Origin of the sequence: Shewanella zhuhaiensis (genome assembly GCF_022484835.1) — a bacterium.
Lineage (GTDB): Bacteria > Pseudomonadota > Gammaproteobacteria > Enterobacterales > Shewanellaceae > Shewanella > Shewanella khirikhana.
Genome location: NZ_JAKUDL010000001.1, coordinates 231,817 through 249,206, shown reverse-complemented (window position 1 = coordinate 249,206; position 17,390 = coordinate 231,817). Strand labels below are relative to the sequence as shown.

Below are 17,390 nucleotides of genomic sequence, written 5' to 3'. Positions count from 1 at the left end.
CAGATGCGTCCTTTTTTGTTGCCTGTGCTTTGGCGGCTGCGCTTAGAGAAACTCCACCGAATCCAGGAATGCCAGCGCGGTTTGCTTTTCTCTGTCATTACCGGCGTAGCTTGCCATCAGCAGCAGTAAGTGATTGTCGTGGGTGTAGATATGCTGCACCAGCTCACCCTTCTCGGCGCCGAGGTTAATCACCAGCTCGTAGCCTTTTTTGCCGTTGTGCTGAATAAAGCCACGGCGAATGATGGACGCATTGATGCCATAGTCGGTGCCAAAACGGCGGCTGATGCTGTCGAAGTCTTCCAGCGATAACTCGTTGATATCCTGATCGTCGAACACATCGAAGGCAGTACCCATGGCCAGTACCACCAGGGTCATATCGCGGTTTTCAGCCTTTTGGTTCACCACCTGCTCTACGCTCACCTGGCCGGTCATACGCGAGGCGGTATTGGGCTCAGGCAGCATACGCACCTTCACCGGAATACTGGCAAGGAAGTGACTTTCGAGGGGGATGGGCGCCAGATAGTGGCGATAGCCGAAAAAGCTCGCTGCCAGCACCAGCAGCAAAAACACCAGTCTTGTCATCATTCAATCCTTTGAAATTGACCACAATCACGCCCCAACGACGCCGCGGAGCATGCTTTGAACTTATACAGACTGAATTTTAGCAGCCTTTTCGCCTACCCCGCGTGCGCCGAAAGATTGAGATAAGCGGATTGACGCCGCCCATCACAAAAAAGCCCGCAAATGCGGGCTTTAAAACAATGCAGCTAATGCTTAGATAGGCGAACCCGGCGGCATGGGCAGCGGCTTTTTGATGATGCGGGCTGTGGCGTCATCGAGGCCACGGGCAATGCCCAGTGCCAGATACTTGTAATGGGCGGCATCGGCCTCGCTGGAGCGGCTGGACTTACGTTCCAGCTGCTTTTGGGCGTAGGCGAGTCTGGCACCCAGCACCGCCTTGACCTCGGGTGAGGTATCCTCGTGGTGAAAGGCATCCAGCACCGCATCCACGGTGACGGCATTGAGGCGCATCCAGACGCCACGCTCAAGGCCAATCTTGCCTTCCTGGAACAGGGTCACGGCAAACAGGCGATCCACCAAGGTGGTGACCGACAGCTGCTCGCTGTCGCTTTGGAAGCCCTGCTCTACCCGGTTGAGGCGCTTGGGCATCAGCAGGGTTTTTACCGTGTGGCGCGACAGCACTTCGGCCATGCCGATGGGGTCTGGCAGAATACCAAGGCCCGAGGCAAAGCTTTCACGGCTGTTGTAGTAATTGCCCTGCTTGGGCAGCAGGCCTTCTACCAGTTCGCGCGGCAAGGTCAGCTCGGCGGTATCCAGGGTAGCCAGCACTGTGCCCAATGCCTGCTTTTGCAGTTCTGGCGCCATATAGTGCCAGCTGTAGGTACCATCGTAGCCGTAATCGGCGCCGCCAATCACCTTGGTGGCGGCTTCAATCTGGTAGCGCGACAACAGATACAGGGGCACCAGGGCATCGGCCAGTTCGCCCAGCGGCTCCCCCTTAAGCAAGGCATCCGGATTGAAGTCGGCCAGCGCCTTGCGACGCACCTCCTGCAGGCGGGTAAGCTCAGCCACAGGGTCGCTGCCGTTATCCCACAGGCTGGCGTAGGCGTGGCTGGCATCCGCACTGCGGGAGTCGCTCTCGCCTATGTAGCGCAGGCCCTTGGTCTGCACATCCATAAGCAGTTTCGACAGCCCTGTCGCTTCATCGGCGCCAAAGTCGCCGTAGCCATAAGCGATGGCAAACTTGTCCCACTCGCCTATGCCCGGGGTGTACGGCCTGGAGATATCAATCTTGCCGCCATTGAGGCTGACCATGGGATGGGGGTAATCCATCACAGAGGCATTGTTGTTGCTGGAGGCGGCAAAGTTATGGTCAAGGCCGAGGGTGTGGCCAATCTCGTGGGCCGACAGCTGACGAATACGCTCAAGCGCCAGATGTTCCGACGCCTTGGCGGCGGCGTCTCTGTCTTCCCAACCGGCGGTCAGGCCGCGGGCAATCAGGTGATCCTGACGCACACGCAGGCTGCCCAGGGTCACATGGCCCTTGATGATTTCGCCGCTGCGCGGATCGGCAATGGCCGAGCCGTAAGACCAGCCACGGCTGGCGCGATGCACCCACTGCACCACATTAAAGCGCACATCCTGCGGATCGGCATCTTCGGGGAGCAGCTCCATCTTGAAGCCGTTAATAAAGCCTGCGGCATTGAAGGCCTCTTCCCACCAGCGGCCGCCGTCGAGCAGCGCACTGCGGATAGGCTCGGGCACGCCTGGGTCGAGGTAATAGACTATGGGCTCAACCACCTCGGAAGGCGCGGCGCCGGGCGTCTTTTTCTGCAGCCGGTGGCGCAGCAGATGGCGCTTAACTACGCTCTGGTCGATGCCGGTGGCGTAATCCAGATATTCATCAGACAGATAGCCGCTTTGCGGGTGATAGTCGCGGGCGACATAGCCTGGCTCAGGCAAGGCAATAAAGGAGAAACGCATGCGGATGGAAATTGCCTTGGGGTCTGGGGTCACCTGGGCCACATAGGCGCCGGGCTCGCCGGAGGCAAAGGTGAGCTGCACATCCACATCGCTGTTATTGGGGAAGGATTTCACGTACTCGGGGATAATGAGCGAGCGTGAGCTATCCAGGCTGAAACTGCCCTGACCGCTGGCTTTCAGCGAGTCGGTAACGCCGTGCAAATCATTCAGTACCAAAGCATTGAGCGGTGCCAGCGCCGTCTTGCCATCGACGACCGGGGCGCGCCACAAAATGGAATCGGCAAAGGCTTCTTTTACTGCCCGCTGCTCGGGGGCATAGTCGCTGCCGGCGCGGTAGCGGGTGTTGAGTTCACGCAAAATCAGGTCGGGGCCGATGCGCTCAAACTGCACCATGCGGGTGCGACCGAGCTGGCCGCGGTCGAGGCCGATATCGTTGGAACCCACGCCCTGTGGCAGGCTGGTGACCAACAAAAACGGCTGATCCAGGTGGTTGGCCTCCACATAAACCTGACCCTGTTTATCGTAATGGAGATTCAGAAACCCCCGGGCCGATTGGCTCTGCTTGATGATGGCGGCGGCAGATTCGGCGGCCCAGATTGGCGAGGCAGGCACGGCAGCGAGCATAAGCGCCAAGGCGAGGGTCGAGGGTTTCATGTGTTCTCCTTTCAGGGGGTCCGATGTTTTTCTTTGTGTCCTATCCAGTGGCTCAGCGTCTCAAACAGCTCGGTGAGTACTATCGGCTTGGTAATGTGGGCATTCATGCCCGCAGCCAGACTTTTTTCTCTGTCGCCGGACATGGCATGGGCCGTCATGGCGATAATGGGTAATTCATCAAAACTGTAACGCTTGCGAAGCTCAGTAGCGGCGGTCAGACCGTCCATCACCGGCATCTGAATATCCATGAGTACCGCATCGTAGCTGCGTTTTTCAACCATCTCGAGTGAAATCTGACCATTATCGGCCACATCCACCTCGTAACCGGCGCTCTTCAGAAGCTCGGTGGCCACCTGCTGGTTGATAAAGTTGTCTTCTACCAAGAGCACCACACCCTTGTGCTCACTGTCGTGGCTCACTTCCGGCTCCGGCAGTGCCTCGGGGGCGGCCGGAGCAAAGGCGCGGATGATTTCATCGAACAGACTTGAGGCCTTGAACGGCTTTTGCAACATGGCAAACACCCGATCGCTGTCCAGATCCATACGAAGCGGCTCAGCAGCATAGGCGGTCATTATGATGATTACCGGCCGGGTGGCCAACTTGCCTTCGGCGACCATATCGTCGATGGCATCTATCACCTGAATGCCGTCCATTTCCGGCATCATCCAGTCGAGCAATACCAGATCAACCGGTTGGCGACCCAGCTTATACAGGGCTTCAGCGCCGCTGGCGGCGGTTTCCACCTCGAAGTGGAAGTCGCGCATCACGGTGGAATAAATCTGCAGCGCCGTGGGGTTATCGTCCACCACCAAGGTGCGCAGGCTTGCCAGCCGCTCGGGTACTATCATTGGCGGCGCCTTGGCTTCTTCGGCAATCTCAAAGCTCACGGTAAAGCTGAAGGTGGAGCCCACGCCGGGCTCACTCTCAACCTGCATGGTGCCGCCCATCATGGACACCAGGTGCTTACTGATGGACAGGCCAAGGCCGGTGCCACCGTATTTGCGGGTGGTGGAGCCATCGGCCTGGGCGAAGGCGTCGAACAGCTTATCCTGCTGCTCGCGGCTGATACCTATGCCGGTATCACGCACCCAGAACTTGAGGGTAATGCGATGATCACGCTCGCCCACATCTTCACAGCCAAGTTCAATTTCGCCGTGCTGGGTAAATTTAACCGCGTTGGACAAGAGGTTAATCAGCACCTGCCCCAGACGCAGCGGATCGCCCTTGAGCATCAGCCCGGCGGTCACAGGGGCGTACAGCAGCAGCTCAATGCCCTTCTCCTGCGCCTTGAGAGCGTTGAGATCCAGGGTGTGGTCCAGCACCTTATCCAGCGGGAAGGAGACTTTTTCCAGCTCCAGCTTACCGGCCTCAATCTTGGAGAAGTCGAGGATGTCGTTGATGATCCTAAGCAGCGACTGGGCCGAGAAGCTGGCCTTGTCGAGGTAATCTTTTTGCTGCTCGGTCAAGCTGGTGCGCCCGGCCAGCTGCAACATACCGATAATGGCGTTCATCGGGGTGCGGATTTCGTGGCTCATATTGGCCAGGAATTCACTCTTGTACAGGTTCGCCAGTTCCGCATCCTGTTTGGCTTCCAGCAGCGCGACCTCGTTGCTCTTGTGACGGGTAATGTCTTTGTGGGTACCCACCATCCGCTTTGGCTGGGCATCCTGGGTAAACTCCACCACCCGGCCACGGCTCAGCATCCAGTGGTACTGGCCGGTCTTGGCGCGCATCCTAAACTCAATCTCATAGGCGCCAATCGGGTCTTTGAGGTACTGCTCGCGGTATTCCTGCACCCGAATGCGATCGTCCGGATGGATAAGGCTGTCGATGGTCGACAACAGCGCCGGGAATTCGTTGGTCTTGTAGCCCAGCATCGAGTAATAGGCCGGGTTACAGATAATTTGCTCTGAGTCGAGATACCAGTCCCACAGGCCATCTTCCACCGCGTCCATGGCGAGGTGATAACGCTCTTCCGAAAGCCGCAGCTGCTCGGCCGACTCATATTCGCGGGTCACGTCACGCCATACCGCAATCAGACCCATCAGCTCGCCGCGGCGGTTATAGAACGGCAGCTTGAGGGTATCGAGCAGCACCGGCTTACCGGCCAGCTCTATCTTCTCCTGATAACGCAGCGGCGTACGCTCACTGAGCACCTGCTCGTCCTCGGCGCGGATACGGCTGGACTGCTCGGGACTGGTCAGCTCGTCGCTGGAGAGGCCAATCATCTCGGCTTCGCTGAAGCCCAGCATACGTTCGGCCGACTTGTTACAGCCGAGGTAATGGCCTTCTTTATCTTTAAAGACAATGGCTTCAGGGATGGAGTCCAGCAAGGAGCGCAGCAAGGCGTACTCACGCTCACGCCGCTCTGTGGTTTCTTTAAGACGCTCGGTGCGGCGGGCCACCAGCTTATCGAGGCGTTTGTTCTGCTCGGCAAGGTGCTTGGTATATTGCTGGTTTTCTTCAAAAATCCGGCTCACAAGTGCAAACCACGGCTCCCAGCCTGCGGTCACTTTCTCAGGCGCTGGCATCGGCTGGGCCGAGCAGCCTTCGAGGTGCGACAGCAGTCTCGATGCCGGGCTGACAAAGGAGCGGCGGGTCTGCCAGTGCACTATGGTTACCAGCACCGACAGCGCCAGTACCACCAGAATAAAAGTCAGCTGCAGCTTCTCCCAGCTGTCTTTAAACAGGTCATCGACATCTTGTATATACAACAGACGCCAAGGGGCGTTGTGCAGCGCCACCGAGTGAATGTAGTAGCCGTTACGGATAACGCCGCCCTGAGCATCGAACAGCTCTGACTCCGGCAGTGAATGCAGCTCAGACGGAATACGCTGGCTGATGTGATAGACCCGCTTGAGGTCTTCGCTGGCCATGTCTGAGTGGGACAGAATATTGTTGCTCTGGTCGAGCAGGATCACTGTGCCCGGCATCTTGAAGTAGAGGCGGATTTGCCGCGCCAGCGACGCCAGGGTCATGTCCAGATTGATGGAGCCGATAAACTCATCTTCAAGGTAAATCGGCACCCCGAGGGTGGTCAGCAGGCCCTTGTCGCTGGAGTCAAGGTAGGCCTCACTCCAGAACACGCTGCGCTGGGGGTTCATGGCCGGGGTGGCCAGTTGAAACTGCTTCTTGTTCAGCAGTTCGTCGCGAAAGCGCTGTTCGTCCAAGGGCCAGGGGTAGTAGGACATCATCCGCCGCTTGGAAATGTAATAAATCGCCGATGCCTTGGGCGCCGCCTCTTTGGCAACCGGGAACGACAGCGACAGCTCGAACAGCATCTCCAGTTCCTGATAGAACTTGTCAACCCGGTTCTTCAGCGAGCCTATACCCGTGATACGGCCCATATTGGTGAAGGGTTTGCCGCTTTCGGCATAGTGGGGTTCTAGGGTGAAGTACTGGCCGTCCTGATTGAACTTTTCGTACTGGGGCAGGCGCTCTTTACGGACCAGCTCCCCAAGCCGTAAATGGTCCACGGCAACGTCTCTTAACGATTTTACCGCGCGGATACTGGATTCCAGCAGCAGGTCGATTTGCAGTACGTGCCTGTCGATTTGTTCTTCGCGCTGGGCCAGCAACTGGGTCTTTTCCCGGTCGAAGAAGAACCAGGCCGTGAGACACGCCATGACGATTACACCTATATAGGTGTAAAACACCGCCCGGTTGTAATTGCGTTGAATAGGCGATTTGAGCTGAAGATCCGGCTCATTTGATTTCATCAAAAAACCTTTCGCATCCCCTGTGGCGGGGCCCTGTCCCCGCAAAACTTGACTGGGTATAGTAACAGGAACCCGATTGAAGGCACATAAAATAATTGTCGTTGAATATGTTTCAAAGTAGCTGGTTTTACACCGCTTTAGGTACAAAAAACGGACCCACTGGGGTCCGTTTTTGCCGCATTTACGCCGAAGGAATTACAGGTGTTCCTCAGCGAACTCTGCCAGACGGGATCTGACCACACCATTGAGGTAGACATTGGCACTGCCCTCAAAGTTCTTGAATCGCTCCACTATGTAGGTCAGACCTGAGGTCACGGCAGTCAGGTAGTTGGAATCGATTTGCGCCAGGTTACCGGAGCAAATCAGCTTGGTGCCTTCCCCCATGCGGGTGATCATGGTTTTGATTTGGGAGGCGGTAAGGTTTTGACATTCATCCAGAATCACAATGGCATTCTGGATGGAACGGCCACGCATAAAGTTGATGGATTTAAACTGGATGTTGGCTTTTTCCATGATGTAGTTCATGGAGCCATGGGGGTTTACATCGTTTTTGTGCAGCACTTCCAGGGTATCGGTAATGGCCGCGAGCCAGGGTGCCATTTTCTCTTCTTCGGTGCCGGGCAAAAAGCCAATGGACTCAGCAATTTCCGGAGTGTTACGGGTCACAATCACCTTGTCGTACTGATTACGCTCCACCACCAGTTCCAGCGCTGCGGCCATGGCCAGCAAGGTCTTGCCGCAACCTGCGGGGCCGGTGAGGATAACCATGTCGATTTCAGGGTCCAGCAGTGCCTGCAAGGCCATGCCCTGATAGACATTTTTCGGGCGAATGCCCCAGGCTTCCAGATTGAGCAAACGGCTCTGACCGAGATCCAGAATATGCAGATGGGTATCGTCCTTGGAAATCACCCGGCCACAGAAGTCTGACTCTTCGTCGATAAGATATTGATTGATATAGAGATGGTCGTCTTCCAAATCTTGCAGTGGCACTTCGTGGATGGTCTGGCGGCCATGGCGGGTGGTGGATACCTTTTCCAGATGCTCCCAGAAGTTGCCTTCAAACTGATGAAAACCTTTGGTTAAGAAGCGGATATCGTCAATCAACTGGTCGGTACGGTAATCCTCTACCAGCTTAATGCCAGCGCCCTTGGCCTTCAGGCGCATATTGATGTCTTTGGTCACCAGCACCACGGCCCTGGGGGCGTGGAGTTTTTGTAAGTGCAGCGCAGTATTGATGATTCGATTATCGTTATGGTCGCCCGGCAGGCTGCCGGTGGACATTTCGAGTTGGTGGTCGGGGAAAATCGCCAGGGTGCCTGAGGCGTCATGGCCTTCGCGGGCTGGCAGGGATACGCCTTCGATGATTTGTTCGGGGGTGGTTTCGCCGCCCAGGGTATCTTCCAGTGCCCTGATGGCGACCCGGGCGTCACGGCTGACATCCCGCTTGCGGTCTTTAATCTGATCCAGCTCTTCGAGCACTGTCATCGGGACGACGACGTCATGTTCTTTAAAGGAGTAAATCGCTAAGGGTTCGTGCAATAAAACATTGGTATCCAGTACAAACAACTTTCTGTCGTCTTGTTCCATGGCGCCTCCGGTTTTAGTGACATAGGGCGATACTGTTACAGCGCTGGCTTTTGTGGTTGGGGCCTTGTCCTCCTGGGCTGACAAAATCAAATACCGTCATTAACTTAATACTGGCACCCTTCCCCAAAAAGCTCAACTGTCCAAAGGGTGTAAGCCAGAATCCATTGGCCGGTGTTCACATCCCTTATGGCCATTGAAAGACGTTCATATGACAGGAAAGTGACAATCGCAGCGGTTGTGCTGACGCCTTTGGGGATCTAGTCTGATTCAAATATCCGGGCCATTGGTATAACATACGCGCCCTTTGAGTTTCCCCTTGAGTTGAGAGTGTAAGATGTCGTTCGCGATTGGGCAGCGCTGGATAAGCGATACAGAGTCGGAGTTGGGTTTGGGCACAGTGGTGCAGGTTGAAGGGCGCATGGTGACTGTGCTGTTCCCCGCTACCGGCGAAAACCGTATGTTTGCCATGGCCGAAGCCCCCCTGACCCGGGTAATTTACAACCCCGGCGATACCATTGATTCGGCCGAAGGCTGGAGCATGACGGTAGACAAGCTCGAAGAGATGAACGGCATAGTGTTCTACTTCGGCAAGCGTACCGACGATGGCGAAGAAACCATGCTCAGGGAAACCCTGCTCGAGCACAATATTCGTTTCAACAAGCCCCAGGATCGCCTCTACGCCGGTCAAATCGATCGCATCGAGCGCTTTGGCGTGCGCTACAAGTCGCAGCTTTTGCGCCACAAGCTGGCCACCTCCGACATGCTGGGCCTGCAAGGCCCCCGCGTAGGTCTTATTCCGCATCAGCTGTGGATTGCCCATGAAGTGGGTCGCCGTCACGCCCCCAGGGTATTGCTCGCCGACGAAGTAGGTTTGGGCAAGACCATAGAAGCGGGCCTGATTATTCACCAGCAGCTGATGACCGGCCGCGCCGAGCGCATTCTGGTGATAGTGCCCGACACCCTGCGCCACCAATGGCTGGTGGAAATGCTGCGCCGCTTTAACCTGCGCTTTGCGGTATTTGATGAAGACCGCTGCGTGGAAGCCTTTGCCGATCACGACAACCCCTTCTACACAGAGCAGCTGGTTATCTGTTCGCTGGAGCTGCTGCGCAAGAAACGCCGTCTGGAGCAGGCGCTGGATGCCGACTGGGATCTGATGGTGGTGGATGAAGCCCACCATCTGGAGTGGAGCGAAGATGAGCCAAGCCGCGCCTATCAGGTAGTGGAAGCCCTGGCCGCCGTGGTGCCCGGGGTACTGCTGCTGACCGCAACGCCGGATCAGCTGGGTCACCAGAGCCACTTCGCCCGTTTGCGCCTCTTGGATCCGGATCGTTTCTACGACTATCAGGCCTTCCTCAATGAAGAGAAGGGCTACCAAAAGGTGGCCGAAGCCGCCGATGCCCTCGCCCGTGGCATCAAGCTTTCCGACGACGCCATCAATGGCCTGACCGAGCTTTTGTCTGAAAAAGACATAGCCCCGGCCATCCGCCAAATTCAGGCCGAAAACCTCGATGAAGAACTGCGTCAGGCCGCCCGCGACGAACTGCTGCAGGAGCTTCTGGACCGCCATGGCACCGGCCGGGTGCTGTTCCGCAACAGCCGCGCCTCAGTAAAAGGCTTCCCCAAGCGTATTTTCCACAGCTACGGCTTTGATATGCCTGAGCAATACGCCACCGCCATGCGGGTAAATGCCATGATGGGCGGCAGCAAGACCGCCGAAGCCAAGGTAGCCCAGGTGCTGAGCCCAGAGCGTATTTATCAGCAGTTTGATGATAACAACGCCAGCTGGTGGAAGTTCGACCCACGGGTCGACTGGCTTATCGACTTTTTGAAAGCCCACCGCTCCAAGAAGGTGCTGGTCATCGCCAGCCGCGCCGAAACCGCACTGGCATTGGAAGAAGCGCTGCGCACCCGCGAAGGCATTCAGGCCACAGTATTCCACGAAGGCATGTCCATTATCGAGCGTGACAAGGCCGGTGCTTACTTTGCCCAGGAAGAAGGCGGCGCCCAGGCGCTGATTTGCTCCGAAATTGGCTCAGAAGGTCGTAACTTCCAGTTCGCCAGCCATCTGGTGCTGTTCGACCTGCCACTGAACCCGGATCTGCTGGAGCAGCGCATCGGCCGTCTGGACCGTATCGGCCAGCGTCACGATGTGCAAATTCACCTGCCATTCCTGAAAAACACTGCTCAGGAACAGCTGATGAACTGGTATCACCAAGGTCTGTGTGCTTTCGAACTGACTTGCCCCGGCGGCCATCTGCTGTTCAGCGAGTTCAAGGGACGTCTGCTGGCCATGCTCGCCGGTGAAATGGAAGATGAAGCCGAACTGATGGCCGACACCCAGGCGCGCTACAAGGCACTTAAGGAAGCCATGGAACAGGGCCGCGACAAGCTGCTGGAACTTAACAGCCATGGCGGCGCCCGCGCCGAAGCCCTGGCGGCCAAACTTGCCGATGCCGATGAAGACACAGATCTGATTGCCTCTGTGCTGCGGCTGTGGGATGTGATTGGTCTGGATCAGGACGATCGCGGCGAAAACTGCATAGTGCTGCACCCCACCGACCACATGATGTTCCCCACCTATCCGGGCCTCAGCGAAGATGGCATTACCGTCACCTTCGATCGCAACACGGCGCTGTCCCGTGACGATATTGCCCTGATCACCCTGGAGCACCCGCTGGTACAGACCGGCCTGGATCTCATCACAGGTTCTGACACAGGCACCACCTGTGTGGCGCTGCTGAAGAACAAGGCCCTGCCCGCCGGCACCCTGTTCCTGGAGCTGATGTACCTCGCCGAAACCTCGGCGCCCAAGGCCAGCCAGGTTCAGCGCTATCTGCCGCCCACCCCTATCCGGGTGCTGCTGGACAAGAGCGGCAACAATCTGTCAGACAAGGTCGATTACGACAGCTTCGACAAGCAGTTGTCCGGTGTGAACCGCCATATCGCCAGCAAGCTGGTGAACGCCTCCCAAACCATGCTGCACCCGCTGTTTGCCAATGGTGAAGCCGTGGCGCAAGAGGCGCTGGCCAAACTCACCGGGGATGCCCGCAGCCGCATGGAAACCCAGCTGACGGCAGAACTGTCACGTCTGGAGTCACTGAAGGCGGTAAACCCCAATATCCGTGACGAAGAGCTGGAGCACCTCAAAGGCCAGATTACCGAGCTGTCAGGCTACCTTGGCAACACCCAGCTTAAGCTGGATGCCATTCGTCTGGTGCTGGTAAGCCACGCCTGAGCCCAGCCAGAACCCAGCGACATTTGCCAAGAGGTTCGCTGAGACGTTCGTTGTAAGAAGCTCAATAAAAAGGCCCGCCTGTGCGGGTCTTTTTTTCGCCACTTTTTCGTTAACCAAACGGGAAAGTTCGATGACGGTACAGGAAATAGAATGGTATAACCCCTTAAAGAATAAAAATAACTCAAAAAAGGAATGCCCATGCTTTGCCAACATCTTCGCCAGCAATGCCACCCACAGCGCCGCCAATCGCCCGCCCTGCAAGCCGCCGCTGCTATCAGCCCCAGCACCAACAAGCGCAGTATCAAACAGGCTATCCGCGCCGCACTGCTGGGCGCCCTTAGCCTGAGTCCACTGCTGGCAACCCAGGCCAGTGCCGACGTTATCATGCTGAAAAATATCAAGGGCTATGGATTCGATGCCGGGCGCAATCTGGTCACCTTTAACCAGCTGGTTTACGACGATGTCAGCGGCCGGGTGCTGGCGCGGGGCAATGGCGAGCAAGGCTTTGAACAGGCCAAAGTGGTTGATGGCAAAGGTAAGACTCTGCTGCCGGGGCTGATTGATGGTCATGGTCATGTGCTGGGGTTGGGCCAGAGCTTGTCCAGGGTAGAACTGCGTGAAAGTGCCAGCGAGCAGGACGCAGCCGCCATGGTCAAGGCCTTCGCCGTGGCCAATCCGGCGCTGCAATGGGTGCTGGGCCGAGGCTGGAATCAGGAGCTTTGGCAAAGCAAAGGCTTCCCGAGCCGCGCGTCTTTAGATGCCGCAGGCTTGGATAAGCCGGTATGGCTCAGACGCGTCGATGGTCACGCAGGCTGGGCCAACAGCAAGGCGCTGGCGCTCGCAGGCATTACCAGAGACACCCAGGATCCGGACGGCGGCCAAATCCTGAAAGACGCCAATGGCGAACCCACAGGCGTACTGGTAGATAACGCCATGGCGCTGCTTGAGCAACATATCCCTGAGCCCACCACGGCCGAGCGGCGCGCCGCCTTTGGCACGGCATTTAATCATCTGTTGTCCCTTGGGATAACCAGCGTCCATGACGCAGGCATAGGCGCCGATGAGCTGGCGGACTATCAGGCGCTGAAGGATGAAGGCAAGCTGCCGGTGCGGATTTATGCCATGTTGTCGGCCTCGGCTCCCGAGCTTGAAACCTGGCTTAATCAGGGGCCGATACTGGATGAGCGCCAGCAGTTGGTAGCTCGCTCGGTAAAAATCTACAGCGATGGCGCCCTTGGCAGCCGCGGCGCCGCGCTGCTCGCCCCTTACAGCGACAGACCGGGGGAGACCGGCCTGCTGGTTACCCCAGAGCCGGAACTTGGCAGCCTCGTTAAAGCCGTTGCCGCCGCCGGGTTTCAGGCCAATATTCATGCCATCGGCGACCGTGCCAATCGCATGGTGCTGGATAAGCTTGCCAAACTCGATAAAAAATCCCGTGAAACGGCACGCCACCGTATCGAACACGCTCAGGTGGTCGCCCCGGCGGATCTGCCTCGCTTTGCCAAGCTCAAGGTGCTGCCATCGATGCAACCCACCCATGCCACCTCGGATATGAATATGGCAGGCGATCGCCTCGGTGAAGCCAGACTTAAGGGCGCTTATGCCTGGCGTACCCTTACCGACCTTGGCAGTCCAATTATTGGCGGCTCCGACTTTCCGGTGGAGCTGGCTAACCCCTTCCATGGGCTGCATGCCGCTGTAACCCGCCAGGATCATCAAAACCAGCCCGCAGGAGGCTGGCGCCCGGAAGAAAAACTGACCCTGGCAGAGGCGCTGCGAGCCTTCACTGTGGATGCAGCCTATGGCGCCTTTCAGGAGCAGGATTTGGGAAGCCTCGTCGAAGGCAGCATGGCGGATTTTATCCTGATAGACAGGGATATTTTCGCAGCTGAACCTGCCGAAATCTGGCAAACCCAAGTGCTTGAAACCCATGTGGCAGGCAAACGCCTTTATGCCCTTGGGCAATAGACCTTACCGAATATCAGGCCTGGAGTTCTAACAGGAGGGTGCCATGGGTTATTATCAGAGGGTTATCCGCTTTGACCACGGGAATCCCATGCGCGCCCTTATTGTCCTGAGCCTGAGCTTATTGTTTGGCGTGGCCGTTGCAGCCGATGATCCGGCCTTCGATTATTTGCAAAGCCGCCAACTGCGCAGCATTACTGTGGAAGGACAGGATTTACCTGTGTTGGTGCGCCCCTGGGAAGGTAAAAAGCAGCACGGCGCAGCGATTATTTTTGCCGACACCGGCTTTGGCCCCGATGCCCCCGGACTGGTGGCCTACCTGCGCAGTGGCCTGAGCCCCACAGGCTGGGCCAGCATCAGCATGACGCCGCCCAAGAGCCCTCCCCACCCCAGCTTTACCACAGCGCCGGAAGAAATTACCAAAGCAGGAGAAGGCCAGCTCAGTACCCCGGCCGCCAAGGCCATGGAAAAATACAAGCCGGAAGAGTGGCAAAAACACGTGGAAACCCAGCTTGGTTTTGTCGAAGCCAGCCTCACCGGCCTGACCCAGATTGGTGCCGCCTATCCGGGCAAACGGATTTTGGTGGCCATGGACAGAAGCGCGGCCCTGATCCTGAGCCTGCTCAATGATGGCAAGGTGGCGCCGCCGGATCTGTTGGTGATCATTAACCCCTACAGCAGCTCACCGGAATTTGACGACCGCCTGCCAGGACTGGTGGCGGTGCAGGAAGTGCCGGTGCTGGATATTCAGTCGCCGGATGGCAACAGCGCCAGCCTCGCCAACGCACCGCTGCGCCGTGCGGCGGCCTCGGCCAAAGATGGCATGCAGTATCGCCAGCTGACCCTGTCACTCAATATCAGCGAACCTGACGCCTGGGCCGAGGTGCTCTCAGCCCTGCGCGGCTTTGCCGCCAGCATCAAGGAAGCACCGCCGCAGTAGCCCGGGATGCTGGCCGTGCTTTAAGGACAGCGTCTTTATCAGGATTTGTCCTTGGTCAGCATCAGTGCCAGCGCCACCAACACCACCACTATGCCCATGTACACCAGCTCCAGCGCACTCTGGGGCTTAAGCTCGCTGAAAAACGAGAACAGCTTGATCACCAGCATCATCAGGATGACCTTGCCAAGCTTGCTCTTGAGCGAATCAATACTACTGATAATCAATATCTTACCACCAACATCCGACTCAGAAGCCGGTTTGATGTCGCGGATAAACAGCTCGTACAGACCAAAGGCAAAAATCAAAAGCACCGCGCCCAGCAGGAAGGTATCGAGGATTTCAATCACCACCATCACCAGGTCGTTACGCACGTCGAGGCTGCCGCTGACCAGATAGTCCCACAGCAGGTGAAACATGTGCAGCATGTCCTTGGCGCCCATGACAAATACCACCAGGGCCGCCACTATGCACGCCACTACCCCAAAAATCACCGACAGACGGCTGCTCCACAGCAGGCGTTCGAGTTTGTTCTTCATCCAGAGTCTTCCTGACGTTAATAAGCGAAACAAAAAGTAAAGCGCCGATTGTCGGCGCTTTGATGCAGTGAGGGCAAGTCCGGCGCCTCAGTTGTGTGAGCCCGGGAGGCTCAGGTGGCAAATTACCAGAATCTTTGTCTTGGACGATACGGCTTATCCGTCTTGCCCTGCTCCCGCGCTCCGGCGAGACGGAAATTGGCACCAAGGAGTAGTCGCAGTTGATACCAGGACTCCCGCGCCAGCAGGCTGCGAATACTGGCGCTCCAGCTGTTGTGGGTTGAAAACTTAATCGCTGCCAGCGCATCCGGTGAGCGCTTCAGCAGCTCATCGGCCAGCGCCTGCGCCCGGGTCATGGGCGCCTCATCGACCCAGGTAACCAGCCCCAGCGCCTCGGCCTCAGCGGCGTCCAGCACCCGCGCCGTCATGGTCAGCTCCAGCGCCTTATCCTTGGGCATAATGTTACGCAAACTTACCAGCCCAGCCATATCCGGCACCAGGCCCCATTTGGCTTCCATCACAGATAACTTAGCCCCAGGACTGGCAATTCTGAAGTCGGCCCCCAGCGCAATCTGCATGCCGCCTCCATAGCAATAGCCTTCAATCACGACGATAACCGGCATAGGCAAACGGCTCCAACCAATGGAGACCCGCTGGGCCAGATTGGCGTTGCCCGGCAGCCATTTTGCGAGCAGCCCAATAGGTTGCAGCGGCTTTTTGATCACGCTTTTAATATCTAGCCCGGAGGAGAAATTGCCACCACGACCTGTGACTATCACCAGCCGGATATGACGCTGGCGTTTCAGCTGTTTCTGCACCCGGCAGATATCCAAAAACATCTCGTAATTCAGGGCATTGAATTTATCGGGGCGATCCAGGGTCACCAGAGCTGTCTCTCCCTGATATTCCACTGTCACTGTGCTTGCTGTCATGGCGATTCTCAACTGGTCTGTCCAGAACGGGATGGTAACACATTTGGCATAAATCACTATTGGCTTTAACATATGCAGACTTTTGACGAGTGTCAGTTTTCTGACATTCCTGTGCGCAACTGTATTGCACGTCAAAGTCAGCAGAGTATGATTCGCCCTAAGTGTGCATACGTTGGCGGTTTTTTTACGACTTTTGGCCTGCCGATTCTCTTTTAACTTTCCCGAAGAAGCACTCAGAAACAGGCTGACACCCGTATTTGGTGTTATCTTGAATAATAAGAATGAACGAGGACTCATCCCCAGCATGGCACTTCCAGTATTGATTTGTGACGACTCAGCCATGGCTCGCAAGCAGATGGCGCGCACCCTGCCCAAGGACTGGGAAGTCGACATTACCTTCGCCACCAATGGCGCCGAAGGCCTTGAAGCCATACGCGCCGGTAAAGGCGAAGTGGTGTTTCTTGACCTCAACATGCCGGTGATGGATGGCTACGAGGTGCTGCAAACCGTGCAGCAGCAAGACTTGCCCGCATTGATTATCGTGGTCTCAGGCGACATTCAAATTAAGGCCCATGAACGGGTTAAAGCCTTGGGCGCACTGGACTTTATTCAAAAGCCGGTCAGCGCTGAGGCCATTTCTGCCATCCTGCAGGAATACGGCATTTTGGTGCCAGGCGATGGTGAGCTGGAAGCCGAAGAAGACAATCCGCTTATCAAGGTGGACTTGCGCGATGCCTGCCAGGAAATTGCCAACGTGGCCATGGGCCGCGCCGCTGATCTGCTCGCCAAGCTGCTCGATGTATTTGTGCTGCTGCCCATTCCGCGGGTAAACGTGCTGGAAGTGAGTGAACTCACCATGGCGCTTAAGGCGACCGACTCCAGCTCTAAGATTACCGCCTTGTGTCAGGGCTTTATCAGCGCCGGGGTAGCAGGTGAAGCCCTGCTGCTGTTCCATGACTCCAGCTTCCAGGACATGGCCAAGCTGATGAAGCTGGACGACCCCAACAATGATGCCACCGAAGTGGAAGTGCTTATTGATACGGGCAATGTGCTGATTGGCGCCTTCCTCAGCGGCATTGCCGAGCAACTGGATATGCACTTCAGCCAGTCGCACCCCGTGGTGCTTGGGCGTCACTGCACAGTGAACGACCTTATCCACGACAACGCCGAGAAATGGCATCGCACCCTGGCGATGGAAATCAACTACCGCATCGAGGACCACAATATCGAATGTGACCTCCTGCTCCTGTTCACCGAAGACTCGCTGCCGACCCTGACCTACAAGCTCGGCTACATGTTGGATGAAGATTGAGGCAA

The 17,390-nt window shown here is 57.0% G+C and carries 10 protein-coding genes; 4 read left to right on the top strand and 6 right to left on the bottom strand.

Features of this window, described 5'->3' with window-relative positions; translation table 11 throughout:
• Positions 1-42: 42 nt before the first annotated feature.
• The 4 genes from MJ923_RS01055 to MJ923_RS01040 form a co-directional block, all read right to left on the bottom strand.
• Positions 43-582 carry a hypothetical protein gene (locus MJ923_RS01055; RefSeq protein WP_240589529.1) on the bottom strand — a complete coding sequence of 180 codons (540 nt, stop codon included), beginning with the start codon at positions 580-582 and terminating at the stop codon, positions 43-45.
• 192 nt (positions 583-774) lie between these two features.
• Positions 775-3,159, bottom strand: a complete 2,385-nt coding sequence (locus MJ923_RS01050) for a zinc-dependent metalloprotease (RefSeq protein WP_240589528.1) — start codon at positions 3,157-3,159, stop codon at positions 775-777.
• A gap of 11 nt (positions 3,160-3,170) precedes the next feature.
• The gene (locus MJ923_RS01045) at positions 3,171-6,878 is read right to left on the bottom strand and encodes a response regulator (protein WP_240589527.1); all 3,708 of its coding nucleotides are present in this window, start codon (positions 6,876-6,878) and stop codon (positions 3,171-3,173) included.
• A 195-nt stretch (positions 6,879-7,073) separates the two neighbouring features.
• Positions 7,074-8,465 (bottom strand): PhoH family protein, encoded by a 1,392-nt coding sequence (locus MJ923_RS01040; RefSeq protein ID WP_240589526.1) that lies wholly within the window; start codon positions 8,463-8,465, stop codon positions 7,074-7,076.
• 334 nt (positions 8,466-8,799) lie between these two features.
• Between MJ923_RS01040 and rapA the strand changes: the two genes are divergently transcribed.
• The 3 genes from rapA to MJ923_RS01025 all read left to right on the top strand — a co-directional run bounded on the left by rapA (position 8,800) and on the right by MJ923_RS01025 (position 14,608).
• Positions 8,800-11,703 (top strand): RNA polymerase-associated protein RapA, encoded by a 2,904-nt coding sequence (gene rapA, locus MJ923_RS01035; RefSeq protein WP_240589525.1) that lies wholly within the window; start codon positions 8,800-8,802, stop codon positions 11,701-11,703.
• A 198-nt stretch (positions 11,704-11,901) separates the two neighbouring features.
• Positions 11,902-13,671: an amidohydrolase gene (locus MJ923_RS01030; protein WP_420854399.1), complete on the top strand. Its 1,770-nt coding sequence runs from the start codon at positions 11,902-11,904 to the stop codon at positions 13,669-13,671.
• Positions 13,672-13,714: 43 nt separating this feature from the next.
• Positions 13,715-14,608, top strand: coding sequence for a DUF3530 family protein (locus tag MJ923_RS01025; protein WP_240589524.1), 894 nt, complete (start codon positions 13,715-13,717; stop codon positions 14,606-14,608).
• Positions 14,609-14,646: 38 nt separating this feature from the next.
• Here the strand turns inward: MJ923_RS01025 and MJ923_RS01020 are convergent, their stop codons facing one another.
• Complete coding sequence (locus MJ923_RS01020; protein ID WP_240589523.1) at positions 14,647-15,144, bottom strand: YqhA family protein; 498 nt, start codon at positions 15,142-15,144, stop codon at positions 14,647-14,649.
• 122 nt (positions 15,145-15,266) lie between these two features.
• Positions 15,267-16,073, bottom strand: coding sequence for a crotonase/enoyl-CoA hydratase family protein (locus MJ923_RS01015; RefSeq protein ID WP_240589522.1), 807 nt, complete (start codon positions 16,071-16,073; stop codon positions 15,267-15,269).
• A 304-nt stretch (positions 16,074-16,377) separates the two neighbouring features.
• Here MJ923_RS01015 and MJ923_RS01010 point away from each other — a divergent pair, with 304 nt between their 5' ends.
• A complete protein-coding gene (locus MJ923_RS01010; protein ID WP_240589521.1) occupies positions 16,378-17,385 on the top strand; it encodes a response regulator in 1,008 nt (335 codons plus the stop codon).
• Positions 17,386-17,390: the final 5 nt, after the last annotated feature.